The organism is Aerococcus vaginalis, assembly GCF_053762225.1.
Window position 1 is genome coordinate 23,417 of the sequence record NZ_JBSMYC010000003.1, and the last position, 24,906, is coordinate 48,322.

A 24,906-nucleotide genomic window follows, 5' to 3' on the forward strand; every position below is an offset into this window, starting at 1 on the left:
AAAAGCGGTTTAGTTCAAGGAAAAATCAATAGTCTTTTTGATTCCCTTTTGTGATTGTTTTAGGATAAAATTTTTGATACTTAGTAGAAAGCAGGTCACTATCATAGACGAAACCACACTAACGATGGAATTGGACGAAGCGCTCAAAGCTGAAGCTACGAAAGTATTCAATGAATATGGCATGGACTTTGAAGACGGCATTTTAGTATTTCTAGAATCTGTCGTTAAAAATCAGGGATTGCCTTTCAATCAATAACCACACATAAAAAACGGACTCCCCCAATACAACTGAGGCAGTCCGTTTTCTCTTTATTCTTTATTATTTAATTTCTTCAATTTTAGCTTTTTCATCGAGTAATTCCGGTGTCATGTTGAAAACTGCGTCGATGATCGCCGTGCGGTATGAGGCGTTACCTGCATAGTCTGGCAGATGTGTTTTACCAATTTCACCAGCGACACCCATCATGTTGACGGCTGCTGCAGCGGCTTTGAGCGGTTCGTCTTGGTTGGCTGCGATAAAGGTTGAAACGAGCGCGCTTAGTTGGCACCCCGTTCCCGTAATGGTGGACATCATCGCGTCCCCATTTCGGATCGCGTAGGCGGTATTCGCATCAGCGACAATATCGATCGCTCCAGTAACCGCAATGACCGCATCAATTTCCTTAGCGTAGTCTTTGATAAACGCAGCTGTCTCAGCTAAATTCTCATCCGTAACCACGTCGGATTCTAAAGCATCGACACCGCTCGCCCCACTCTGATTGCCGGCGAGTGATTTAATCTCTGATATATTACCGCGAATCGCAGTCAGGTGAATATCCTCTGGTAAGACGAGATCTCGTGCTGTTCGCATACGCAATTCTGAAGCGCCGACACCAACCGGATCGAGCACGATCGGATGATTGACCTTCGTGGCTTCTCTCGCCGCAACATTCATCGCTTCGATCGTCCCCGGGTTGAGCGTGCCGATATTGATCGTTAACGCAGTACTTCCTGCGGTAATCTCTGCCATTTCTTCAGGTGTATCGGCCATCGTTGGCGCACCACCCGCGGCATAGATCACATTCGCAACATCGTTCACCGTTACATTATTCGTGATGTTATGGATTAAAGGTTCTTGTTCTCTAACATTCTTAAGCATTTCTCCTAACATACTATACCTCCACTTATAAGCTACGCTTCATATGATTGAGTGTGCCCGTCTTTTCCATCGCAATAACGACGATCCCGGCGAGAATCGCACCGGCAAATGTCGATAGGAAGAATGGAAAGACATAGGCAAAAATAGTGATTTTAGCTGCATCGACGCCCATCAAATAAATTGCGATCGGGTAGGCACCGATACCACCGAGGACGGCTGTCCCAAACACTTCACCGACCAATGTGGCGGGCAAATTCTTCGTCTTCCAGTACACGATGCCACAGAGAAAGGCTCCGAACATACTACCCGGAAAAGCCATCAGTCCACCGATTCCCAAGAGATTGCGAATCAGAGAGGCGAGAAAGGCGCTCCCTAGTCCATACCACGGGCCGAGCATGACGTGACGGCACACATGACATTAATAAAGTGCTGTGCAGGTGCCATCTTACTTCCGAGCACTGGAATCTGGAAGAGACTGCCGACCACTGCCACTGCGGTAAATAGTGCAGCCATAGCGAGCTTACGTGTGTCTTTATTATTCATTATTTCGGGTTTCCCCTTTCAGGATACAGTTGGCACACATTATCCTACGTTGAGTATAGCGTTATCATCGCTCAAATTAAACTAAAAAGCACGACAACTTTGTCGTGCTTTCTAGAATGATTCGTTATTTCTGTAACGCAATCCTGAACCGCTGTGTGATCCGACCGTTACTTTCTTCTAACTCATCGATCAATACGCCACCATTATTTTGAATGGTTTTTCGGGAGGCAATATTTCGTTTATCACAGGTCAGCAGGATCTCTGACTCTCCAATTGCTCGGCAAATAGCTAGGATATGTTGAAGTATCTCGGTAGCGTAGCCTTTTTGACGTTCATCAGGATGCACACTGTAGCCAATATGGCCGCCGTGTTTTTATAAAAACGGCGTCAGTGGCGAACGATATTGTACGATGCCGACCAACTGATCATCCGCTTCACGTACAGCGAGGTATACCGTTGATGGGGTGACGTGCTCGCCATAACGTTCACTCAAACGCCGATCAAAAGCCACCCATTCTTCAAAACTTGTCGTATCTTCTAGACCTGCACAGCCATCGAGTGAATCACCATTCCTAAGCATCGCTTCGCGGTAAGCCATCACTTGCTCTGCATAGTGTTCACTGGGTAATTTTAATTGTAGTGCCATACGACATCCTCCTTCACAGCGATTAGCGGTAAGGCTCAAGACTTTGAATGACCGTCTCGCAGAACAAATCCCCATCTTCCAAAAAAGCAGAGTGCCCGACACCGTGCAGCTCGATGTAAGCCTTCGCTGGTGCGGTCACCTTTTCGACATATGCTTTCACCAGTGTATAGGGAGTTTCATAATCTTCATCGCCGGCGAGCCAAATCACCGGTAGTTGAAACGTATAATGCGTATTTTGATATTTCATCATGAATTTCGTGAGCGGTGCTTGTATCTGATGGTAACGTTTCTCATCAAACACTTCGAGGAGTAACCACTGCAGATCGCGCATCGTTAGAAGCGGCGACGTGATACTGTACCAGGCGACTTTGAGCTTTGTCTGAATCGTTTTTTGATCCAGATACTCCGTCTTCTTCGCATCGAACTTCGCCATCGTCTTCGGTGAGTGTCTCGCTTGTTTTAATTTCTTAGTCAGCAGATGGAAGCTGTGCCGTAACTCAGCGAGATAGTCGGTATCGTCAGCGTATGCTGCGAGGTTATAGGCGTGTTGATAGGCGATTTCTGCTTCCTTCGCATAATCGACCATCTGCCCAACCCCAATATAGCCGGCAATTTTTTTGGGATGACGACTGATATATTCAACAGCGATCGCTGTTCCCCAGGAATGCCCCATCAAAAAAATCGGCCGATCAAACTGCCACGACAGCTTATCCACTAATTCATCGAGATCGGTAACTAACGTCTCAAATGACACCTGAAACTCGCGTTTGCGGTTCGCAAAATACGTGCGTCCCGATTGTCGCTGATTCCAGTGCACTACGGTGTATTCCTCCTCCAACCGTAATTGCCACGCATAGGAGAGGAACGCAAACGGCTCACCCGGCCCACCGTGTATCAAAACGAGCAGCGGATTATCTTTGTGTTGTCCGCGGATCTGTACGTACTGCGATAAATCGCCAATGCACACATAGCCGTCCGCTTCGATCCCGATATTGGGGTCAATCTTAATCTGGCAACGATGTTTGAAACGAGTGATGAGAGTCAGAGCGATAATCCCCAACAAAAACAGTAATAGACCGAGCCCAATAATCTTCCACATTTTAATTCACACTATCTATTGATTTGATGCCCCTTAGAAACTTTAACGGTTCGACCGGTCGCCAGTAGTAAGGCGATGATGGAATAGAGTCGCCAGGAGCCGTGACTGAAACTGATATATTTGGATATCCAGAGACGCGCAAATTTTTCTTTGTAGCTGCGGAGTCCTTGGAATGAATAGATGCGTGTACCAAACAGATAGACGTAGTATGCTAGGCGTTCGAGCGTGAAGCTGTGCGGATCGTGCCCCACTTTGGAGAGGGGCGCCATACCAAGATCAAACGTCTGATACCCTGATTCCTTCGCATGGAGAAACAGGTTGATGAACAGATAATCCATCAAACTGTTCGGCGCATTATCTGGATTATAACGCATTAAGTCGATCGACATCATGCCTTTTTCGTAGACGGGCATGATATTTGCGAAAGCGATCGGTTCATCGTTGGTGTCGTAAACGACGGCAATATCGCCCATTTGCAGATACTCACGATCGAAGAAGCCCATGGAGAATCCTTTTTCATCGCGACCGTTGAGCCATTCATCAGAAATCGTTTCGAGTTTATCGAGTAGTACCTCGCTGTGCGGCGCATGGACGATTTCAAAGCGATAACCGTCCCCGCTAAATTTATTGATGACGTAGCGCAGTGGGCGTTTCTTCTTACCGGAGAGCGTGAACGCATCGAGATCAACCACACCGCTCTCACCTACTTTCATAAAGTGATAGCCATATTCGTGGAGTTTCAAGGTGAGTCGTTCTGAAATTTCGTAGAAGACGACCGCATAACCGTAGCGATCGCAGCGACGCACGAAATCATCGAGCGCTTCTTCCAAATAGTCATCATCTCCAAATGGTTCGCCCATGCCGATGACTTTATTGTTGACGGTCATGAGTTGGAAAGCGACGCGGTCTTCACCGTTTTGGTCCTTGACCCAGAAGAGTTCTTTATCCTTGAGAAAAACAAGTCCGGAGTCATCGTGGCCGCCGTAATGTTCGAGCAGTTGGCGGGCGCGTTCGGTATCAGCCTCTTCTTCGATAGTGACGTGGCCACGTTTCATAAATTCCAAAAGCCCCCACCAGACAATCGCAATGATCGTAATGAGGAAGACAAGCAATCCGACCGTATGCTGATCGTGGAAAACACTCATCAACTGCGTGAATTGTTTCTGTCCGGTAATCGGTGAATTGTACCAATAGAAGAAGATAAATAAGAGTGTGAGTCCCGTAACGGTGATCATGTCGATCGTTCCTGCTTCCCACGAATAGATAAACTGTTGACGGTAGAGGAGCGAACGGCTGAGCCAGATCAGCATCATAATGATCACAATATAGATCGACGTCGCTAAACTGAAGCCGGTCACGTTCCCGTATAAGAGTGTCAATGTGAGTAACACCATCGAAAAATTGAAGGCGAGGTGCTGTTTATTGATTAATAATCGGGAAATCAAGACTAAAAGATACCCGATCAAGAGGCTTGGGAACTGCCAGATCAAATTCGCGTACACGGGATTCAATGTGTTCAGCCACGCGACATTGCGTAACTGATCGGGAATGGTCGCAGAGACAATCAATACCACCGCAAACAAAAGCATCATCCCGATCGCTACAAGGTGGAACACATTTTCCAAGAAGAACTTGGTCTGTTCTTTGGTTTTCGTGGTGTATTTTTTCAAAAAGTGATCGAGGAAAATCACACTCGCGATGATGAACGGTACGACATAGTAGGCGATGCGGAAGAGCAGCACCCAGATCATGCTCTGTTCATAGGTGAATCCATCGAGCGTGAGGAAACCGATCATGACTAAATCAAACGACCCGATTGACCCTGGAATGAAGGAGAAGTAACCTGCAATTTCGGCGAGAATGACCCCCACAAAGATGGTAATCCATGAAAAATGATAGCCTAAAAATTGTCCGATGAGCAGGAAACACGTCACGTAGGCTGCCCATTCAAACGTCGATGTGATCGTATATTTAATCTGAATCGGTACGGGAACGTCGCCGACATAGCCAGTATTTAACTTATTAAATCCAATCAAAACGGTCGGAATACCGATCGCCATCATGAGTAGGATCAGCTGATTAAATAAGGAATATGCCTGTGTATCAAACCAGGTCAGGATGAACGCGATCAAACTCATGGCACCCATCCCAGAGATCAAGAACGGTACGGTATTCGTACAGAGCTGAATAAAGCGCCGTTTATCCTCCTCGCTCTCATCGCTGTAGTAACTCGTCCGCAGTGTCACGCTGACGAGTCCACCGAAACCGACGAAGTTATCGATCCCATTGATGCCGTAGCTGGTACGCAAGAGCTCCCTAAACGAGATTTTCTTTCCGGCACTCTCCAAAAAGAGATGGTCATAACCGAGTGACGGTAATACCGCGAGTATCCCGGCCACTAACATACCGAGCACCTGCCACCATTTCAGGACAGCGAGTCCTTCTGAGATTCCATCTAGTGACGTCTGCGCTAATAATTGCTTAAATTCCACACCAACAATGATCACGATCGTAAAGAAGAAAATCACCTTTATCCACTTGAACAATTGCCGTAGTCTTGCCATCGCATTCTCCCCCTCTGTACACGATAAACGTGTTAATATACGCCATTATTATAATCGTCAAACAACTCAAACGAGGATTTTTAGGCAAATCTAAAGAAAATCCTAAACAAAAAAGAGCGTAACGCCTATTGACGTTACACTCTTCCTCTGAATTGGTGTGCCATAAACACACGGTATGTTTTTATTTAACGATTAGTCACGTTTTTTGAATGCAAAGGCGGAACCGATACCACTCATCAACAGACCGATACCTAAACCTGCTGTGGCTAAGCCTGTCTGCGGTAAGCGCGCTGTCTGAGCATCGGCTGCTTCTGGTTGTGTCGTTGCTTCAGTCTGCGCCGTTGATGCCAACGTCTCAGCTTTGACTGTCGCATGACCTAGCGTACCAGCTGTCGCCTGCGTGTGCGTATCTGTGGGGTATGAGGTTTCTGCATCCGTACCCGGTAATACGCCGGCACCAGGTAAGGTGTCATCCGTTGTGGTATCTCCAGATTCCGTACCATCTCCAGTATCAGTCGGCTGATCAATCGTGCTCTGCGATCCTTGATCGATGTGAGTATTATCATCGTCGCCACCCTCAGAAGGATTGTCTTCGTCATCCTCTTGAGCTTTTAAGCTATCCAGATAAGCGAGTTGCGATTTCGTAGCTAGATGTGCCAGTTCGGATACTTCACCATCCGTGAATGCGTGCCCTTCGTACGGTGCTTTATCGCGCGGTTGTGGGACACGATAGAACGAAACTTCCTGACCAGAAACGAAGTCACCGACTGCGCCTGTGACGTTAAAGCGAACAAATTTCGCATTGATGCCAGCTAAATCAACGGATTTCACTTTGTTGTCGCCAGCCCAGGTAATTGCATCACCGATCGATTGCCAGTTTTCGCCATCCTCACTGTATTCAACCGTCAGCTCGGTAATCGTCCCGTTACCACCGTCAGGACGTGGCACGTAATCAAATTTATCGAGCGATTCTACGTCACCAAATTCGAAAGTAATCGTTTCTGGCGTTGCTTGAACCCCGTATTGGGAGTGATAACGCGTATTCGTATCACCGTCTGCCAAGTTCGCAATCTCTTCGCCCGGCTGCTCGGCCTTGTCTGCGCTAACTTTTACATTTTGAATGATATTAACGCGCGGATCCTCCGCTGTACGCAGAGTCACAAGTTGACTCCACGGTGTCGTAGTGTTGTCCGCACGAACAGCGCGTACGCGATAAGTGTGTTCTGAATCATAACTCAAGTTTTCGTGGGTAAAGTCCGTTGTAGTCAGTTGCGTGTAGCGAACACCATCCGCTTCCAATTCGTAATGATCAGCATCTTCAACCGCATTCCAAGCCACCTGCAACGTTGTTGGGGTTGCGACGTTATCAGTGATCGCTGGGGCTTCGCCAGTTTCTTCACCGTACGCCTCGAATTTGTCATTGTCGTAAGTGTAACCTGTTAATTCCAAACGAACATCATTGCTAGTAGTATCAAACGCTTCCGATTTCACACGGAGCACTGGATTCTTAATTAGTTCCTTACCATAGTAATCCCCATCTTCAGAAGAGAATTGGTTGAGGTTCGGCTTCTCATCATAGAAGACCACATTCTCTCCTTTATTGAAGTCCTCTAAATTGTCCACTACACTCAATTGGACTTCTCGGTCACCAATGAATAATTTGACACTGTCTGGTTTAGCGGTAAGGTTCACGTTGAATTGTGCTTGCTTGTCTTTAATGTACCCCTCGTACTCACCCGTGGTCTTACCGATTGTTAAGGTAACATTTCCTGCGTCATCAGCATGTGAGGTGATCTCTGTCTTCGCAACAGCACCATCACGATAAGCCGTTGTCCGCCCATCATCCTCAGTTAATGTGAATGAAGTATCACCGGTCGGATAGAATTCGACAATGCGTTTCGTGCGATCAATCTCTTGAACACTGTTATTCGGTTCATTCACTGGCACGATTGCTCCTTGACGTACGAAGACTGGTAATTTCCAAAGTGGTGCAGCGAAGTTATTAAGCACTTGCCCACCCTCATAGACCTCGCCAGTGAATAGGTCAATCCAGTTCTCACCCGCCGGGAGCACAATACCATTACGAATATCGTTACCCTTCTCATCACTAGCAGTGTTCTGATAGATTGGTGCAACCAAGAAACTATCCCCGTACATGAATTGGTACTTCACATCATCAGTGTAATTGATCTTCTCATCAGGGAAGTCCAAGAACATTGCACGAACTGGTGGTAATCCTTCCGTCGCATCATGATGGATGCTGTAAGCATACGGCAACAATGCGGATTTCAGTTTCAAGTAGCTACGATTAATATCCGTGGTGGTCGCATTAAAGTTAAATGGGTTCTTCGGTGAGGTTCCCCATCCATCCATGTTCATCTGGAAGAGTGTGAATGTTTTCCATTGGTAATCGCGCGTGTTCACAATTGGGTTGGAACCACCATGGATTCCATCGACATCCGAACCGATATTCGGTTGACCAGATAGACCAGTCCCAATGTATGTTGGAATGTGAAAACGAATGAATTCCCAATTTCCACCCGCTTGGTCACCGGTCCAAACACCAGCATTGCGCTGCGTACCGCCCCAACCATCAACGGTAATAATAAATGGACGTGCGCCTTGGCTAAATTCTTCCATGATTTGCTTGGATATTTCCGTTCCATTCAATCCGAAGTTATAGCCGGAACCGACCCAAGCGACGTCAGTCTTGAGGATACGGACACCTGCTTCACCGACTTCAGCAGCTAAATCGCGCTGTAAAACGGCAGGTAGGCTTTCATCTGGTGTCAAATCGGACTGTGTCCATAGACCAGTTTCAACTCCCATTTTTTCTGCCCATTCTTGGAATTCTTTCAGGTTTTGAATATTACCCGCTAAGGTATCCTCTTGCCCGTAACCAGCAGCGTAACCATCATTAACCAAAATCCAACCTAGAGGCATATCATAGTCGCCATAGCGTTCAATTAAAGCCCGCGCTGTAAACTCGTAATCGTCGTCTCCTGGTTCGCCGTTGAGTTTCTCTAGAATACCTCCAAATTCACTGATAAATGCTTCGAATTCTTCGGTAGCTTGTGAAGTTGCTTTTTCTTCCGCCTCCGCTTTCTCTTCATCGGACAATTCTTCATAATTGTCTGGAAGCAGATTCTTCGCAGCATTTTCAATCGCTGTTCGTGGGTTCAATTCACGGTAGTACTTACCGGTTTTCTCTGAATAGAAATCCGTATCCTTCGGTTGCTCGCCTTCCGGTAACGGAATCCAGTAATCACGCTGTAAGCCATTTAAATGGCCTTCATAGTGCGCAAATTCAGGATAGACGACTGGCGTGCCAGTGATTTCATAATAACCATCCAGGATATCTGCAGGTTTATCAGCGATGATATAGAAGGCATCGAAGCGCCCCTCTTTGTGATTGGTTTTGATCGCTTCGGGATCAGTATCCTCAAAATCGTATGTGCCTTCTTGGAAGGTATTACGCACTACGCCGTAACCATCTGTCGACCAGTAGAATGGTGCCGGTGAAGAAACCCCACCATCATTCCAGCTATTCTCATTTTTAATATTGATTGTATGGCCTTTGTGGGTGAAACGCCCGTTCTGCATCCCACCACCGAAGTACTGACTGTCAGCGTGTGATTTCAGTGTTTGCGTCGTATCGGTCTTTGAAATTTTAAGTGCTTCGAGCTCTTCAACAACAACCTCGCCTGCGCTGTTCAAGAGTTTCAGTGTCCCTTTTTTCTTATCCAATTGCACTGCCATTGCATCGGTTGCGAGTGTGGCTTGTTCTTTAGTATCTTTTAATGAAACTTTAACTTTATCAATCGCATCAAAGTCGGCAATCACAATATCAGCGGGACGCTCAGGGTCACGCGGTTCAGGATCTTCAAATTTGCCCTCTGGATCGACGTAATAGCGAATAATATTATCGTCGTAGAAATAGAGACGCCCTTGTTGACCGGTCTCATAATCCACCTCAAAAAGACCTTCATCAATTTGTTGTACACCACTGATTGCTCCTAGTGATTCCTGTTTCTCAGAAGGCCCTTTATCTTGTTCTTGTTTATTAAAATCATCAATTGCTTCTTCCGCGTTTTGTGGTCCAGAAGATGCCCGTACTTTAGATGTGGATTGCGTATCCGTCGTTTCGTTAACTTCAGTATCAGCCTCCGATTCACTATCTTCCACTGTTTCAGAAGGGTCGTTCGATGTGTCTTCCGTTGGCACTTCCCCATCCGTTATGGATTCTTCAACGTCATCTGCCAATTCTGCATCATCAGCAACACCATCATCTGTCGTAACGTCATCCTGAACCTCTTCGGATAATGAGGCGGATAATAGTGTTTCTGCCGGTGCATTGGCTGTTTCGGTGGTTGCTAAGACAGGCTGCGCGCCTGAAAAGCCGATAAAGGCGCTCACTGCAACTGACGCAACACCGATTGATAACTTGCGTATACCATAAGTGTAATTCTTATCAGCATGTTTTTGATGTAACATGTGCTGATTATTTTTTCCTACCATGTATCCAAAACATCTCCATTCACTTTAAATACAAGCATTATGACCGTCTGATTACTTTAATGTTGAACATCCCCCAATGATTGCGTATTAATGTTCTCCTTTTAAATGAAAGGGTAATCATTGAACAAGATAAGTATAACGCTTTCAAATAGTCTTTGCAAGCAAAAAAGGACGTACGAGCGTACGTCCTTTCATTTAATAAATAATCAACAAATTATTTGGTACCGATACGGTCTGTCCAAGGTACAGCCGTTTCTTCCAATACATCGTTCAATGATTGGATGTTAGCTTTACCAGTTTCTTCTAACCAAGCACGTGCAGCTTCGTCACCTTTTTGTGCAAATTCTGGGATAGAGTCTTTCCAAGTTGCACGGCCACAAAGTACACCGTTGAATTCAGAACCAGCTTCTTTAGCGAAACGTAAAGTGTCTTGGAACAATTGTGTAGACACACCTGCACTCAAGAAGATGAATGGCAAGTCAGTGATTTCGCTTTGTTGTTTGAAGTAAGCTTTAGCTTCTTCTTGGGTGTAAAGAACTTCACCGTCATCGAAGCCTTCAACGTATTTCATGTTAACTGGAACTTCCAATTTCAACACGTCAACGTTGTAACGGTCTTCAGAGAACAATTTCACTGAGTCTAAAACTTTTTGAGGTTTTAACTTAGCGTATTCTTTAGATTTTTCGTCGTTGAGTTCTGCATCGTAAGTTACGATTTCGAGGAAGAATGGAATCTCTTCAGCTTCACATTCAGCACCGATACGTTCAACGAAGGCTTTCTTACGGTCGTTAACTTCGTCGCCTTCATCTGGGTCGTAGTAAAGTAAGAATTTAACAGCGTTCCCGCCTTCTTCTTTAATACGTTTAGCAGATTGGTCCTCGATTAAGTCTGGGAAACGACCTGGTTCGTCAGCATCGTAACCTGTTTTTTCGTAAGAAAGTAACAAACCACTGTTGCTGTCACGGTGTTCAGCAGCTGGAATACCGTATTCAGGGTCCAACAAGATGGAAGAAGCGAAAGGTGTTAATTCTTCAGAAACAGCTACTTTGAACTGTTCAACTAAAGATTGGATGTCAGCACCTTCGTCAGCATCTGCAGCAATCATTTTACGTAAAGAACCACGTTGGTCGATTGCCAATGCTGAGATAACCTTTTTGTCATTTGACAAAGCTTCTAAGTGTTTTAACTTCGCTTCAGAAATATATTTCATTATCTGTCCTCCTAAAAACTATATACGAAATTCTACAAACATTATAGCCTATTTTTCATATTTTCAAAAGCCCATTTCATACTTTATGAAAATGACTTTGAAAACTAAGCTTCAAATTTCTTTTCACCGTCTTGGAATGTCGCGATTAATTCACCGTTAGCTTCCAATACGTTGAAGTCAGCGTCAAAGCCTTCTGCTAATTTACCACATTCGTCGTCAATACCGACAGATTTGGCAGGGTTCAAGCTGGCCATACGTACGGCTTCTTCCAATGTCGCAACGCCCCAAGAAACGACGTTCTTCACGGCGTCTTTTAATTGTAAGACGGAACCAGCTAAGCTACCGCTGTCAACTAAGCGAGCGGCACCGTCTTTAACCATTACGTCAAATTCACCTAATTTAGATGGACCGTCGCCCATACCACCGGCACGCATGGAGTCGGTAACGAGAACGACGCGGTCAACGCCACGTGCTTTAATCGCAACTTTAGCAGCTGCTGGGTGTACGTGGTACCCGTCACAGATCAACTCAGCCCAAACGTTGTCGAGGGACAATGCGGCACCGACCATACCTGGTTCGCGGTGGTGTAAACCGCTCATCCCGTTGTATGTATGACAGAAACCGTCAGCCCCTGCGTTGTAGGCTTTTTCAGCGTCTTCGTAACCAGCGTTACTGTGGCCCAATGTCACGTGTACGCCCAACGTGTTTGCGAAGGCGATGTAGTCTTCCACGTTGTCACGTTCTGGTGCGATAGCGATCTTGTTGAGCAAGCCGTGTGAGCTCTCAACCCAAGTCTTTAAGTGTTCGATGGAAGGATCTTCCATGTATTTAGGGTTCTGTGCCCCTTTGTGTTCTTCAGTGAAGGCAGGACCTTCGAAGAAGATACCTTTGATCTTGGCACCGCCGATTTCGTCCTGGTGGTCACCGATCATATGACAAACAGCGTCCAAGTTTTCGAAGGAATCGGTCAACGTGGTTGGTAGCCAGGAAGTTACCCCAGCTTCGAACAAACCTTCAGACATGATCTTCATACCTTCGAGGTCAATGTCCATCACGTCGTAAGATTTCAAACCGTGGATGTGCGTGTCCACGTAACCCGGTGCGATCACTTTGTCGCTGTAGTCTTCAATGATTTCAGCATCTGCTGGTAAAGATTTCGCAATGCTTACGATCTTACCGTCTTTGACACCCAAATAACCATTTTCTACAGTAGTGTCTTCTAAAATGATTTCTTTTGCTTTGTAGAATTTAGTCATGATTATTTCTCCTCGAAGTCGTGGATAATAACACCTTTAACGACACGGTTTACCGTACCTGTTGGGGATGGCGTGTCAGGTTTGTTGCCGATCTTGATGGCAGTCATCACAGCGAATGTCTGAGCGTACAAGATGTATGGGAAGCTCAAGAAGACATCTGGCAAGCTTTCTGTACCATGTTCAACAACGAACTGGTCAGCGTCGATGCCGTCTTCTTTGTCAGCTGTTAATGCGATCGTTGCTTCAGCGATTTCATCATGGAAGACTTCGTTGATCAAATCTTCATCGTATTGTTCGGTGTAGTCCTCGTTAGAAACGAATGTCACAACAACCGTCTTGTCGTTAACTAATGACTTAGGACCGTGACGGAAACCGATTGCTGTTTCGTACTGTGTAGCGATCTTACCAGCTGTCAATTCCAAGATTTTCAATTGACTTTCGCGAGCCAATCCGAAGAAACCACCGGAACCGAGGTAGATCACGCGGTCGAAGTCGCGGTCAACGACAGCTTGAATTTCGTCTTCGCGATCCAAGACAGCTTTACCGGCTTCAACGATGGTGTTGACGTAAGCTTTTTTGTCTTCCGTAGATGCTGGGTCAAAGACTAACAATGCGGTCAATGCCATACATGTGTAGCTACCTGTCATCGCGAAACCTTTATCGTTAGAAAGTTCAGGTTGCAATAATAACAAGTTGTCTGCTTCTTTTTCAGCTTTCTGAGCCAATTTACCATCTGGCGCACAGGTGATGGTGATTTGGTAAAGGTCGTCAACAATCTTCTCAGCGATTTCAACAGTCGCTACAGATTCTGGAGAGTTACCAGAACGTGCGAAGGAAACTAAGATGGTTGGTACGTCGTGTTGTAAGAAACGTTTTGGTGTACCAACGATGTCTGTGGTAGGAATCGCACGGAATTCCCATTTGTTTTGGTCGTTCACTTCAGACAAGTGTGGAACGATGGTGTCACCGACAAATGCAGAAGTACCTGCACCAGCGAATACGACACGCACGCGGTTATGTTTGTCAGCAATTTCTTTCAAGAATGCTTTGATGTCTGCTTGTTTTTCCAAGTAATTTTCCAAAACTTCTGCCCAAAGTTCCGGTTGTTGGTGAACTTCGCGGACAGTGATGTCAGCGCCTAAAGATTTTAATTTTTCTTCTGATTCTTTGTACATAATTTCCTCCTTTTGACTCGACATGTCGACAAATAAAGGGGCGAAAATTACTCCCGCCCCTTCATTGACACAATGTCATTTACTATTCGTCATCATCGTCAGCGGCTGCCGCACGCAATAATTCGTTGACATGACTGATGTTAGAAGTTGTCTCTTCGACAATGTCTACAGGGGTTCCCAATAATTCGCCGTTAATAAATGCAATTACCATTGGTACGTTCATACCTGCATACAAATCAATATCTTCGCCTTCAATGATCTTCTTAGATACAACGTTGCTTGGTGTTCCACCTTGTAAATCACAGAACACGACAAAGTCATCCAAGTCTTTAGCAATGTCGTCAAATTTCTTTTCGAAATCTTCGCGACCTTCTTCTGGGTGCAAGGAAACCGTATAGATGTTTTCTTGTGGTCCCATGATCATTTCAGTCGTTTCTTTCAACCCTTCACACAATGATCCGTGGCTGACTAAAATTAAAGATTTTGTCATTACAAACTCCTATTCCAAATAAATCAATATTATCGAATTACCGCCTTAATCATACGTCAGTGATTAAGGTTTTGCAAGAACACCTAAAGCGGACAAGATAACGCTCAAGATAACCATGATCCAGATAACTTTAGTAGAAGTCATGTTCTTGCGACCGAGCAACCAGTATGCGAGACCAACGATCAAGGCTGGGAGCATACGTGGCATGATCATGTCGAGGTAGTTCTGGAAGTCAACGGTTACTTCACCGATTTGTGGTGCGTAAGGAATGGTTACGTTAATCATAGTAGCAACCAAGGCACCAACCATGAACACACCGACTAATGTTGCAGCGTCTGTCAATGCGATCAAGCGTTGTTGCAAGTTCGTAACGATGTTAACCCCTTCACGGTAAGCAACTTTCAATGTTGCCCAACGGAAAGCAACGATAGCCATCTGAGCAGCAACCCAGATGAAGATACCGATTGGGTTACCTTCAGCAGCCATAGAAGCTGCGATGGCCCCGAAGATAGCTGGGATCAAAGCAGCGAACACGGAGTCCCCGATAGCTGCCAATGAACCCATCAAACCGGTCTTCAAACCAGCAACAGTGTCTTCACCGTCGATACCTTGTTGTTCTTCGATCGCGATGTCCACACCAGTAACGATGGTGTTGAAGAAGTTAGAAGTGTTGAAGAACTGGTTGTGTGTCTTCATCATTTGTTTCAATTCAGGTGTGTTATCACCGTACATCTTACGCAACTGTGGCAAGATGTGGTACAAGTAACCGGAACCCTGCATACGTTCGTAGTTCCAACCTAACTGGAAGCCGAATAAGCTACGACGGTTAATCTGAGCAAAGTCTTTGTCAGTTAATTTGTATTGTTTTGGGTTTCCTGGAACGTTTGGATTAGAGTTCGTCATCTTCAATTTCTCCTTCCTGTTCTTCTACGTTAGCGCTAGCTTGTTGAACAGGTTGTGCAGTCTTCTGTTGTGAAGATTGCATGAAGCGGATAGCACCTAATGCGAAACCGAGCATAGCGATTGCGAACATTGGTAATCCGTTGAATCCCATTGCGAAGCCTTCAACGCTCTCTGACAAAGCTCCACCCAAACCGGTGAAGTAGTCAAATAATGTTTTGAGCATAGCAGTGATAGTGAAACCTAAGATCAAGTAAGGGAAATGTTTTGCTACTGGCAAGTAACGGAGCAAGATAGCGAAACCGACACCTGGTAATACGGCACCAGCTAAACCTAAACCTTCACCCAACCAAGCTAATGGCCCGTTCAAGTATTCCACGATCTTACTTACTAAAGGTGCACCGAATGACAATGCCAAACCAACTGGTACAGCACGGGATAATGCCCATGGTAAAGCACCCATTAAGAAGTTACGTTCGATACCTTTGTAGTCGTGATTTTCGATCGCAGCGTCGATACGGTGTTGGAAGAATGTGTTGGCCATACGAGCCAAGATGTCTAACTGTACCAAGATTGTTGCAACGGCAACCCCGATACTACCTACAGCCTGCTCTGGTGACATACCGAGAGCGATAGAGAATACAGTTGCGATGATCGCACCTGTGTTTGCGTCGATCTTAGATGCCCCACCGAAAGTACCAACACCTAAAACCATCAATTGCATGGACGCACCGATTTGTAAACCGGTAGTCATATCGCCCATTACTAACCCAGTGAACATACCAGCGAATACTGGTGAGTTAAGGGCTGAGAAGAGCTGTAACTCGTCCAAGATTTGGTAGCCAGCGTATAGTGTTAACACTAAGATCTGCCACCATTGAATTGAGAGTGACATGTTTCTGAACCTCCTATAAAAATAACAACTAACACAACAATTAAATTTTCACTAAAATTCATCTCCGGGCTTCCCGCTACCGTATAACGAAATTAAAATGGCTCTGGTAGCAAATCTTTGATTGCTACCAGTTTTGGGAGAGTCCCGGAATTGAATTTCAATGTTTACACATTAATAAGGGATGCCTCTTAGAATTTTTCGTCTAATAAAGGCATGAATTTCTTAGGCGTATCTGCTGGTACCATTTGTTGAACCAAGTTAACGCCGTGTTCTTCTAATTTCTTGAAGTTGTCAACGTCTTCTTGAACAACGTTGATGCTCTTCGTGATAGAAGTGGTGTCGTCAGTACGTGACATGTTACCAACGTTGATTTCTTCGATGTTAACGCCAGCTTCAACTAAACGTAATAATGGTTCTGGACGTTTTGCAACGATGAAGAGACGTTGTGAATCATATTTACCAGCTTTGATGTTTGCTGCTGCTTTTTCAACAGGCAATACACTCAATTTAGAACCAGCTGGTGTTGCTAACTTCAAACCACTCTTTTCGATGTCGCTCTGTGCGACTTGGTCGTCAACAACCATGAAACGTCCAACGTTTAATTTACTTCCCCACAAGTTTGCAACCTGTCCGTGAATTAAACGACCATCAATACGTACACCAATAATTGCCATAATTCTTCAACTCTCCTTGTAAATAATGACTAGTGATACTAAACAACTAACAACAAACTATTTCGCTTTGTACTCCCCGTTCACGTCACTGAATACTGGCTGTTCCACCAAGTGGATCTCTTCAGCATGTTCACCTTCTGTTTCGAAGACGACGATACTGTTTTCACCTTTATTCAGGAAGGCACCAGGGATGTAGAGGGATTGCGCTGGGCCGACATTCCAGTAACGACCGATATTGAACCCGTTCACGAAGACCATACCCTTGCCGAACGCGTGCGTGTCGATAAATGTATCCTTCGCTTCATCGAGCGTAAAGTCGTACTTGTAGAACGCCGGTTGACCTTCGTGCCATGCTTGGCTGAAGTCCACCCCAGACACATCCTCCATTGTCAAGCGATACTGTTTCCAGTATAGCATAAAATGTAGATCCGCAATGACTCCCTGACGGAAACCTTTGCGTTGGGTGTCAGCGGCTAATTTCGCGCCGTAGTTGACACGTCCCATGTTCTCTACCAAGACATCGAGTTGATTGTCTTTCTGTGTTAATGGGGTCTTAATCTTCTCACCGATTTCGAATTGATACTGTGTGGCAAGATGTTCCTCGTTCAAGTAAACCGATGCACGGTCTCTCGCATCGACGAGACGGAACGTTTCTTCGTCGTCGCCTTTGGTATCTTTTTCGAATTCAGTACGGTACAAGGTGTAACCGTAGTTCTGACCGAGTGCTTCCATAGTTTTTGGATACTTGGAAACAACGGGTTCAGTGATTTGATCGAGCGTTTCGAAGAGGCTCACCTTGTCTGTCAACGCTACTGTCGTTTCTGGCAAGGTCTCCTTAATCAACGGTTCAGCCTGTTCAACGTCAGGGAATTCTTCATGAACCATACGCTGCAATGCGTAGTAGGCTTCAGTCGGATTACCCTGTTCGTTCAACGGTGCTCCGTAATCGTAGGATGTGATCTGCGGCAGATCTTCATCGCCACGTGAGGAACAACCGTTCATCGGACCGAAGTTTGTCCCGCCGTGGAACATGTAGAGGTTGATGCTTCCCAAACGCAAGCAGTCGCGCACGGATTCAACCAATTCATCCACTTCACGGGTAATAATCGGTTCGTTGTAGCGATTGAACCAACCATCCCAGAATTCCATACACATGAGTGGGAAGGAAACGCCCTTCTCATCGAAGTAGGATTGTAGATCATCGAAGTTTTCTTTGGCTTTGGAACCGAAGTTACCCGTTTCCAAAATACCATCTTCGACCAAGCTACCGGCACGAACCGTACCACGCCACGGACCATCTGAAGTGAAGAATGGCATGGTCAGTCCATGGGCACGCATTAATTTCGCAACGGCACGCAAGTATTCCTTATCTTCGCCGTATGACCCGTATTCGTTCTCCACCTGGAACATCAGGACGTTACCGCCACGATCGAACTGGTGAGGGATCAAACGTGGCAAGAGTTCAGCGTAGTACTTATCAACCGCAGTTAAGTAGTTAGTGTCGTACGCACGCAAGCGAACATCTTTCTCCAAAAGCCATGCCGGGAAGCCACCGAATTCCCACTCTGCACAGATATAAGGGGTTGGACGCACGATCGCGTAGAGTCCCAATTCCTGCGCAGTGTCGAGAAAGGCTTCGAGGTCGTTATTCCCTTCGAAATCAAACACGCCTTCCTTTGGTTCATGCATATTCCAAGGCACATAAGTTTCAACCGTGTTGAAACCTAACGCCTTGAGGTTGTACAACGAGTGATACCAGTCTGCTTTCGGTACACGGAAGTAGTGGATCGCACCGGACATAATCTTGAACGATTTGCCATCCAATAGAAAATCCTTCTCACCGATTTCAAAAGCTGTCATCGAACGCCTCCTATAACATAAAAGACAACATTGTATCTGAAATAAGATACGAAACTCCACTCAATATACTAAATCGTTTACAATTCATTGTCAATATACTTCAGGACAAATTCTTAAATTTTTATAAAAATTTCACTAACCGCTTTGTGACGGTCTTGAGGAAATTTTTTCAAAAACGAAAAGAAAGCGCTATTATTATATTAATAGATGTGCTAAAATGAAAACCAATAGAAAATGATTTGTGAAGGAGGTGCGCAACTCATGGGAATTCCCAAATACCAAAAAATTAAAGATGCGTTGAAATCACGCATTTGTGACGGTGAATTCCAGGCGGGTGATCGCTTCTATACGGAAGCAGAACTGAGTGATGCCTTTAGCGTCAGTTCTATCACCGCCATTCGAGCGCTCAATGAGTTAGAAAACGAAGGCTTCCTCGTCCGCATTCAGGGAAAAGGCACCTTCGTCGAAAACACACAGAAAGATACGCGTGTCCACTTTATGGATATTGAGGCAGTCCCAATAGACGAACCCGAAAACGAAATCCTCTCCGCTGTGCGAGAAGATGATCCCTACTTCCTCAATAAGTTGGGACTCTGTCAGGATGACTTCTATTATCGTGTAGAAACGATACTCAAAAGTGATAATGAACCGTACAGCTTTGAGACTCACTATATTCGGCCGGACGCGGTGAATGAGGACATCCGCCATGCGGTATTAGATGATCCTAACCAGGTTATTTCATTATTCAAAGAGCGCATTCCCTTGCAAGAGGAAATCTGCTTTGAAGAAACCGATGAGGTCGTCTTCCCATTGCCGGAGCGCATTGCGCACTACTTGCACGTCTCGAATGCAGAGCCTGCCATCCTACAGCAGCGCATGACCTATACGAATGACCAGAAACAACCGATTCGCTATATGGAATCGTATAAAAAATGGTATTACTACAAAATTAAAATTGCGAATGATCAGGGGTAAAAGGCGTGTCACGGTATTTCGTGACGCCTTTTTATTTACGATTATTTGTTATAATCAGACTAATTATTCGTATTAAAGGGGTTAATTATGAAAGTTTTACACGTTTGTTCTTACTACTCGACGTCACCGATATTTAAACAAATTTTTGATCGTCAAATTGAAAATGATGTTGATATCGACGTCTACGTGCCGATTGCACACGAATATCCAGAAGAACGCATTGCGTCGAGCGGCGACTATACCACAACAGTCAGAACGCATCATCAAAATGATCGTTTTTCTTTCCACTATAAGCACCACAAAATTTTAAAAGATATTCTAACGCGTTATGATTTCGAGGAATATGACCTGATCCACGCCCATTCTCTATTTTCGAACGGTTGGATTGCTTATCAACTCCACAAGCGCTTTGGTACACCGTACATGGTTGCGGTACGTAGTGCAGATATTGATACTTTCTTCAAGAAAGCAAAATGGCTCTGGCATGTGGGGATCGACATCTTAGCGCATGCTGAAAAAATCATCTTTATTGCTGAGAACCACTACAATGATGTATTCAGCAAATATATACCTAGTCGTCGCCGCGCGTCATTCAAAGCAAAATCTGAAATTATTTATAACGGTGTCGATAACTTCTGGCATGAACATCGCTATACCGATAAAAAAGCCGAGTTACACGAACCATTGCAAATTGTTGCTACGGGCAAAGTGATCGGTGTGAAACATCTCGATACTCTTGCTAAAAATATCGAGAAATTGAATGAAACGCGCCCTACGCAACTGAATATTGTTGGACAGGATTGGGATAAAAACTTACTTCAGAAATTACAAGCTTATCCATTCGTAAACTACTTAGGTACGAAAAAAAAAGATGAAATGGTAGATATCTACCGCCAGATGGATATCTTCGCACTCCTGTCATTCCCTGAGACGTTCGGCCTCGTCTATGTGGAGGCGATGAGTCAGGGGCTTCCTGTCATGTATACCACGAACGAAGGATTCGATAGCTTCTTCGATAACTATACAGTCGGTGCGAGTGTTAGACGCAATAATCAAGATGATTTCCTTACAGGTATTGAAAGGATCACTGCTGACTATCTAGCATTCGTCAATCGTGCTTTGGATAACAGTCAACAGTTCAAGTGGGATGATATCGTGGCGAGCTACCTCGATATCTATCATGCGATTACTAAATAGCACAATATCCATCACATAAGAAAAACCTACAGAGATAAGCTCTAAAACTTATCTCTGTAGGTTTTTTCATTAGTTAGCAACGAGATACTGAATGACTTTAGTGAGTTCTTTACGCAACAACCACAACAAAAGTACGAGATATAACGCATAAACGAGCATCCCTACAAAAGTTGGTAAGAGATTCGCCGTAATGTAAAACACGATGATATGACTAATGATTAAGACAAATTCTTTCATGTTGCTCTTCATAAATACGAACTGATAGCGCGAAGCATAAAGATACCATAATAAGTAGCAGAGTGTCGTTCCCCAGGCAATCGCTGGTACACTATGCGTCACGAAGTAAACACCACCGACAAATAGTAAGGACAAACCGGCATACAGGATACTATCGCGGAAATACTCCATTTCTGTGCGCTGCGTCTTATACAAGTTAGCAATCAAAATTCGGGAAATCACGATGTATGGAATCGCAACGAATGTGATCGATAGCAGTTCAATAGACGGTATGTATTTATTAATGAACAGAATAATGATGACCTTGAATACGAAGAAAGCTAAGCCACTCATAATCCCAACGAGTAAGCTCAGTTTCTTGATCATGGCAATCATTTTTTTATTCTGATTTTTAGCAAGTAAATTATAGAACACCATGCCGACCGCATTGACTACCAATAAAATGACATTGAGGATAGAATTCTGGAAAGAATACTGCGCAAAAGTCTCATTACTGAAACCAAATTTAACGACCCAGTTACCAATCAATCCGACGAATGTTAGCGACATGTTAGCGATCAATATCAGAAAACCAACACGGAAGAGAACAAATTTATTTTCTAAATTGAATTTAAAATTCAATCCTTCATTGCGATAGAAGTAGTATTCATAGTAAGCAAACAGTACAAATGCACTGAACACGTTCAGCGCAATATAGACGAGGTAGTTATCCGAACGCAAACCGAAGATTGCTAGCATCAGCATAATGACATAGGTAACACTCTTGACGATGCTTCCCGTCGAATAAACCTTAAAATTTCCCGTCGCCTGTAGAAAATTCTGATGATAGGTATTCATCGTGGTAAAGAAAGTCACAACTGAAAAGAGTACCAGAATTGGATTTTTCTGTATGAGACTATAGCCGAGCATTAATACAAACATCAACAGTTGCAATAAAAGTGAGAAGGTATGCTCACTGTGTACGACCGAGCGATCGAGTTCATCATTCTCTTTCCCACCGTATTTGATGTAAATACCATCTGCAAAACCAAAATTAAATAAATACACCATACTTAAGTAGAGGGTATAAGTTCGATAATTCCCATAGTCATTAACCGATAAAATCGTCGGTAATATAAATCCAATGATGAAGCTCGTCCCGAAATTAACAATATTCGAGAGCGCAACACTGATAATATTTTTAAGAAGTTTCATCTTATCTCCTTACTCATAAAAAACAGTCCCATAGATGTGTTGGAGGATTCAAACTCGGTTTAGGCAACGAGTTGTCCATACACTGAGTCATGGGACTGAATGATATTCATTTTCGATATTTATTAACGTAATGTTTAATAAAGCTACCGTAATAATACGCCCACTGATTCAAGGACACTTTACTGAGCTTACTTCCCCCTGGATTGACCGGAATTTCTAAAAGTTCTGGCCAATTCTTCGCAATAATCCCCTGATGGATTTGCTTCTCCACACGATATTTTCGTGGCACGCTCAACCATAAATTAATGAGATAACGTGAATTAAAAATATACAGTGGATTTGAGAACATATCGTAATTTACCGCATTCTTCGTAAACCAGCGTCCCAAACGATTCTCCCAGAAGAAAAGATCATAAGTCGACACATCCGAGTCTTTATCACGATTGAGATCCTCCAACCATTCAGCAATAAGTTGACGATTTTCTTTTGAGTAGTTGTGACTCTTCGTGACGAAATACGATGTTGTAGCCTTTTTCTCTGGTAGGTTTTGTCCAAATTTACTCTTCGCCAACGGAATAATGTCGCCCGTGATGAACGAACGATCTTTCAGTTCGCTAGTACTGAACGTAAAACTGTTTTCAAGAATACGTTGATTCATATGACCGGGTAGATACGATTCAATATCTTTTAGGTCCTCGTCTGATAACTGTTTACGAATTAACGTATAGTAATCGAGGCCAAATTTTTCACTGATCTGCTTCGGCACATAAACATCTGGCGTCTCTTCGGTGAAATTCTCATGAATATACGTATACAACTTGATGTCTTTTTTGCCTTTAAAGAATGACAAAACTACCCGACTGTCTAGTCCTGACGTCATCGCAATAGCGATATCGTGCGCATCGTACACTTTGTTAACGACTTTATCCATTACGCGAATCGTCTCATCAACAACTTCGTCGACTGTGCGTTCTGGTAAATCGACTAGTGGATAATAACGTACGCTCTCCCCTTTAGATAAGTCTAAATAGTGATTAGGCAACAATACCTTCACATATGAAATCGTCGTAAAATCATACGGCATTGGTTGCTGCTGTTCCATCGCTTGCGCTCTGATCTGTTTAGACACGTCAGATTTAGGCAAATCGTATAACTGGCTCATTAAGTAAACATGCGAGGAACACGCTTCTTGGCCCGCTCTTGTTGGATAATAGACCGGAATTGTGCCAGTCGCATCACCGAACAAACGTATACCTTCCTCGTCAGTATGCGAAATAATTAAATAACGTCCAACGAGATATTCGGCTTCCGCGAGCAAACCCTCATACGTTTTACACGCTGCTAATGCTTCAGCAAGTTGTTCAATGTTTCGTTCTGCATGTCTAAAATCGAATACTTCCCCATAGAGGATCACAGATCGCTCTGAGTTCTCCGTCTTGTGGAAAGAATCAAGATTGGTTTGGAAAACCTTATCTCGAAAAGATACACGATGATCAAATTGTGGATCCTCAGTATTCGATAATAGATATGTCATATTCATATAATCTCTCCCTTTACTTCTGGTAAACGGCTTTAGATTCTACGTTTAATGGCATTCAAAATGTAATTAATAAAATAATAGCTGGCTTTTAAAAACGGCAATTCTTCTAAATAGTAGTACGTAAACCATGTCCGTTTTAAGGCAGCAAACTTATTACTTGAAATCGAACCGCTCACTTGTCGATAATAATTCAATACACGATCAACACCGTATGATTTCACATGTGTTTCACGCATAATCTGAAGCCATGTCGCGGTATCCTGTCCTTTTCGAACGAGCGGCATTCTAAAATCGCCAACTTTTTCTTTATCGAGAATAACTGTAGAACAAGCAATCGCCGTATTCTTCAATAAATCAGTATAACCTAAAGAAGATGGAACACCCGCTTTATCTTTAATTAATTCACCAGCTTCATTGATAAAGGTGAAATCCGTATACGTAAATGCGAGGTCATTCTCTAACATAAACGTCATTTGTGTCTCTAACTTATCGCTTGCCCACATATCATCGCTGTCGATAAACGCGACGAAACGTCCTCTTGCATTGTACAATCCGACATTACGTGCCACAGCCGCTCCTAAATTCTCACGAAGCGTAAATACACGGATGCGGTCGTCCTGATTCGCATAATCATCAAGAATCGCTAAAGAGCTATCGGTTGAGCAGTCATTGACAAGAATATGTTCCCAATTCTCGTAAGTCTGATCTAAAACGCTCTGAATTGTATCATCAATAAAACGTTCTGCATTATAGACTGGTGTAATGATAGATACTAATGGTTGCATCACCTACGAA

Annotated in this window: 22 protein-coding genes; 3 read left to right on the forward strand and 19 right to left on the reverse strand. The window is 44.2% G+C overall.

The genetic code is table 11. From position 1 onward, the window contains the following. The first annotated feature begins 73 nt into the window (after positions 1 to 73). Positions 74 to 256 carry a type II toxin-antitoxin system RelB/DinJ family antitoxin gene (locus tag ACWOEX_RS04090; protein ID WP_455298206.1) on the forward strand — a complete coding sequence of 61 codons (183 nt, stop codon included), beginning with the start codon at positions 74 to 76 and terminating at the stop codon, positions 254 to 256. A gap of 63 nt (positions 257 to 319) precedes the next feature. Here ACWOEX_RS04090 and thiM read toward each other — a convergent pair whose 3' ends face one another. The 16 genes from thiM to ACWOEX_RS04170 form a co-directional block, all read right to left on the reverse strand. Continuing rightward, positions 320 to 1,150 carry a hydroxyethylthiazole kinase gene (gene thiM, locus ACWOEX_RS04095; RefSeq protein WP_455298207.1) on the reverse strand — a complete coding sequence of 277 codons (831 nt, stop codon included), beginning with the start codon at positions 1,148 to 1,150 and terminating at the stop codon, positions 320 to 322. A 13-nt stretch (positions 1,151 to 1,163) separates the two neighbouring features. After that, positions 1,164 to 1,535 (reverse strand): energy coupling factor transporter S component ThiW, encoded by a 372-nt coding sequence (gene thiW / locus ACWOEX_RS04100; protein ID WP_455298208.1) that lies wholly within the window; start codon positions 1,533 to 1,535, stop codon positions 1,164 to 1,166. Then, entirely contained in the window at positions 1,511 to 1,681 is a 171-nt protein-coding gene (locus ACWOEX_RS04105) for an energy coupling factor transporter S component ThiW (protein WP_455298209.1), read from the reverse strand. Before ACWOEX_RS04105 ends, thiW begins: the two co-directional genes overlap by 25 nt. 124 nt (positions 1,682 to 1,805) lie before the next feature. After that, positions 1,806 to 2,039, reverse strand: coding sequence for a GNAT family N-acetyltransferase (locus ACWOEX_RS04110; protein WP_455298484.1), 234 nt, complete (start codon positions 2,037 to 2,039; stop codon positions 1,806 to 1,808). Between the two features lie 15 nt (positions 2,040 to 2,054). Next, positions 2,055 to 2,327, reverse strand: a complete 273-nt coding sequence (locus ACWOEX_RS04115; protein ID WP_455298210.1) for a hypothetical protein — start codon at positions 2,325 to 2,327, stop codon at positions 2,055 to 2,057. A gap of 22 nt (positions 2,328 to 2,349) precedes the next feature. Next, on the reverse strand, positions 2,350 to 3,426 hold the full coding sequence (locus tag ACWOEX_RS04120; protein ID WP_455298211.1) for an alpha/beta fold hydrolase: 1,077 nt from the start codon (positions 3,424 to 3,426) through the stop codon (positions 2,350 to 2,352). Positions 3,427 to 3,437: 11 nt separating this feature from the next. After that, on the reverse strand, positions 3,438 to 5,990 hold the full coding sequence (gene mprF / locus ACWOEX_RS04125) for a bifunctional lysylphosphatidylglycerol flippase/synthetase MprF (protein ID WP_455298212.1): 2,553 nt from the start codon (positions 5,988 to 5,990) through the stop codon (positions 3,438 to 3,440). Positions 5,991 to 6,182: 192 nt separating this feature from the next. Further along, positions 6,183 to 10,484, reverse strand: a complete 4,302-nt coding sequence (locus tag ACWOEX_RS04130) for a TIM-barrel domain-containing protein (RefSeq protein ID WP_455298213.1) — start codon at positions 10,482 to 10,484, stop codon at positions 6,183 to 6,185. Between the two features lie 238 nt (positions 10,485 to 10,722). Beyond that, positions 10,723 to 11,718 (reverse strand): tagatose-bisphosphate aldolase, encoded by a 996-nt coding sequence (gene lacD, locus ACWOEX_RS04135; RefSeq protein ID WP_455298214.1) that lies wholly within the window; start codon positions 11,716 to 11,718, stop codon positions 10,723 to 10,725. A 104-nt stretch (positions 11,719 to 11,822) separates the two neighbouring features. Then, positions 11,823 to 12,974 carry an N-acetylglucosamine-6-phosphate deacetylase gene (nagA, locus tag ACWOEX_RS04140; RefSeq protein ID WP_455298216.1) on the reverse strand — a complete coding sequence of 384 codons (1,152 nt, stop codon included), beginning with the start codon at positions 12,972 to 12,974 and terminating at the stop codon, positions 11,823 to 11,825. A gap of 2 nt (positions 12,975 to 12,976) precedes the next feature. After that, positions 12,977 to 14,149, reverse strand: a complete 1,173-nt coding sequence (locus ACWOEX_RS04145) for an SIS domain-containing protein (RefSeq protein ID WP_455298217.1) — start codon at positions 14,147 to 14,149, stop codon at positions 12,977 to 12,979. A gap of 82 nt (positions 14,150 to 14,231) precedes the next feature. After that, entirely contained in the window at positions 14,232 to 14,639 is a 408-nt protein-coding gene (locus ACWOEX_RS04150; protein ID WP_455298219.1) for a PTS sugar transporter subunit IIA, read from the reverse strand. A 63-nt stretch (positions 14,640 to 14,702) separates the two neighbouring features. After that, on the reverse strand, positions 14,703 to 15,542 hold the full coding sequence (locus tag ACWOEX_RS04155; protein WP_455298220.1) for a PTS system mannose/fructose/sorbose family transporter subunit IID: 840 nt from the start codon (positions 15,540 to 15,542) through the stop codon (positions 14,703 to 14,705). After that, complete coding sequence (locus ACWOEX_RS04160; protein WP_455298221.1) at positions 15,529 to 16,434, reverse strand: PTS mannose/fructose/sorbose/N-acetylgalactosamine transporter subunit IIC; 906 nt, start codon at positions 16,432 to 16,434, stop codon at positions 15,529 to 15,531. The genes ACWOEX_RS04155 and ACWOEX_RS04160 overlap by 14 nt, the downstream gene beginning before the upstream one ends. A 188-nt stretch (positions 16,435 to 16,622) precedes the next feature. Beyond that, positions 16,623 to 17,108, reverse strand: coding sequence for a PTS system mannose/fructose/N-acetylgalactosamine-transporter subunit IIB (locus ACWOEX_RS04165; protein WP_455298222.1), 486 nt, complete (start codon positions 17,106 to 17,108; stop codon positions 16,623 to 16,625). 57 nt (positions 17,109 to 17,165) lie between these two features. Further along, complete coding sequence (locus ACWOEX_RS04170; protein ID WP_455298224.1) at positions 17,166 to 18,968, reverse strand: glycoside hydrolase family 35 protein; 1,803 nt, start codon at positions 18,966 to 18,968, stop codon at positions 17,166 to 17,168. Positions 18,969 to 19,229: 261 nt separating this feature from the next. Between ACWOEX_RS04170 and ACWOEX_RS04175 the strand changes: the two genes are divergently transcribed. Together ACWOEX_RS04175 and ACWOEX_RS04180 are read left to right on the forward strand one after the other, a co-directional pair. Then, complete coding sequence (locus tag ACWOEX_RS04175) at positions 19,230 to 19,943, forward strand: GntR family transcriptional regulator (protein WP_455298226.1); 714 nt, start codon at positions 19,230 to 19,232, stop codon at positions 19,941 to 19,943. Between the two features lie 87 nt (positions 19,944 to 20,030). Next, the gene (locus ACWOEX_RS04180; protein ID WP_455298228.1) at positions 20,031 to 21,140 is read left to right on the forward strand and encodes a glycosyltransferase family 4 protein; all 1,110 of its coding nucleotides are present in this window, start codon (positions 20,031 to 20,033) and stop codon (positions 21,138 to 21,140) included. A gap of 69 nt (positions 21,141 to 21,209) precedes the next feature. Here ACWOEX_RS04180 and ACWOEX_RS04185 read toward each other — a convergent pair whose 3' ends face one another. The 3 genes from ACWOEX_RS04185 to ACWOEX_RS04195 all read right to left on the reverse strand — a co-directional run bounded on the left by ACWOEX_RS04185 (position 21,210) and on the right by ACWOEX_RS04195 (position 24,896). Further along, positions 21,210 to 22,571, reverse strand: a complete 1,362-nt coding sequence (locus tag ACWOEX_RS04185; protein WP_455298230.1) for an oligosaccharide flippase family protein — start codon at positions 22,569 to 22,571, stop codon at positions 21,210 to 21,212. A 106-nt stretch (positions 22,572 to 22,677) separates the two neighbouring features. Then, positions 22,678 to 24,111, reverse strand: coding sequence for a hypothetical protein (locus tag ACWOEX_RS04190; RefSeq protein ID WP_455298232.1), 1,434 nt, complete (start codon positions 24,109 to 24,111; stop codon positions 22,678 to 22,680). A gap of 32 nt (positions 24,112 to 24,143) precedes the next feature. Beyond that, the gene (locus ACWOEX_RS04195; protein ID WP_455298486.1) at positions 24,144 to 24,896 is read right to left on the reverse strand and encodes a glycosyltransferase family 2 protein; all 753 of its coding nucleotides are present in this window, start codon (positions 24,894 to 24,896) and stop codon (positions 24,144 to 24,146) included. Between the last annotated feature and the right edge of the window lie 10 nt (positions 24,897 to 24,906).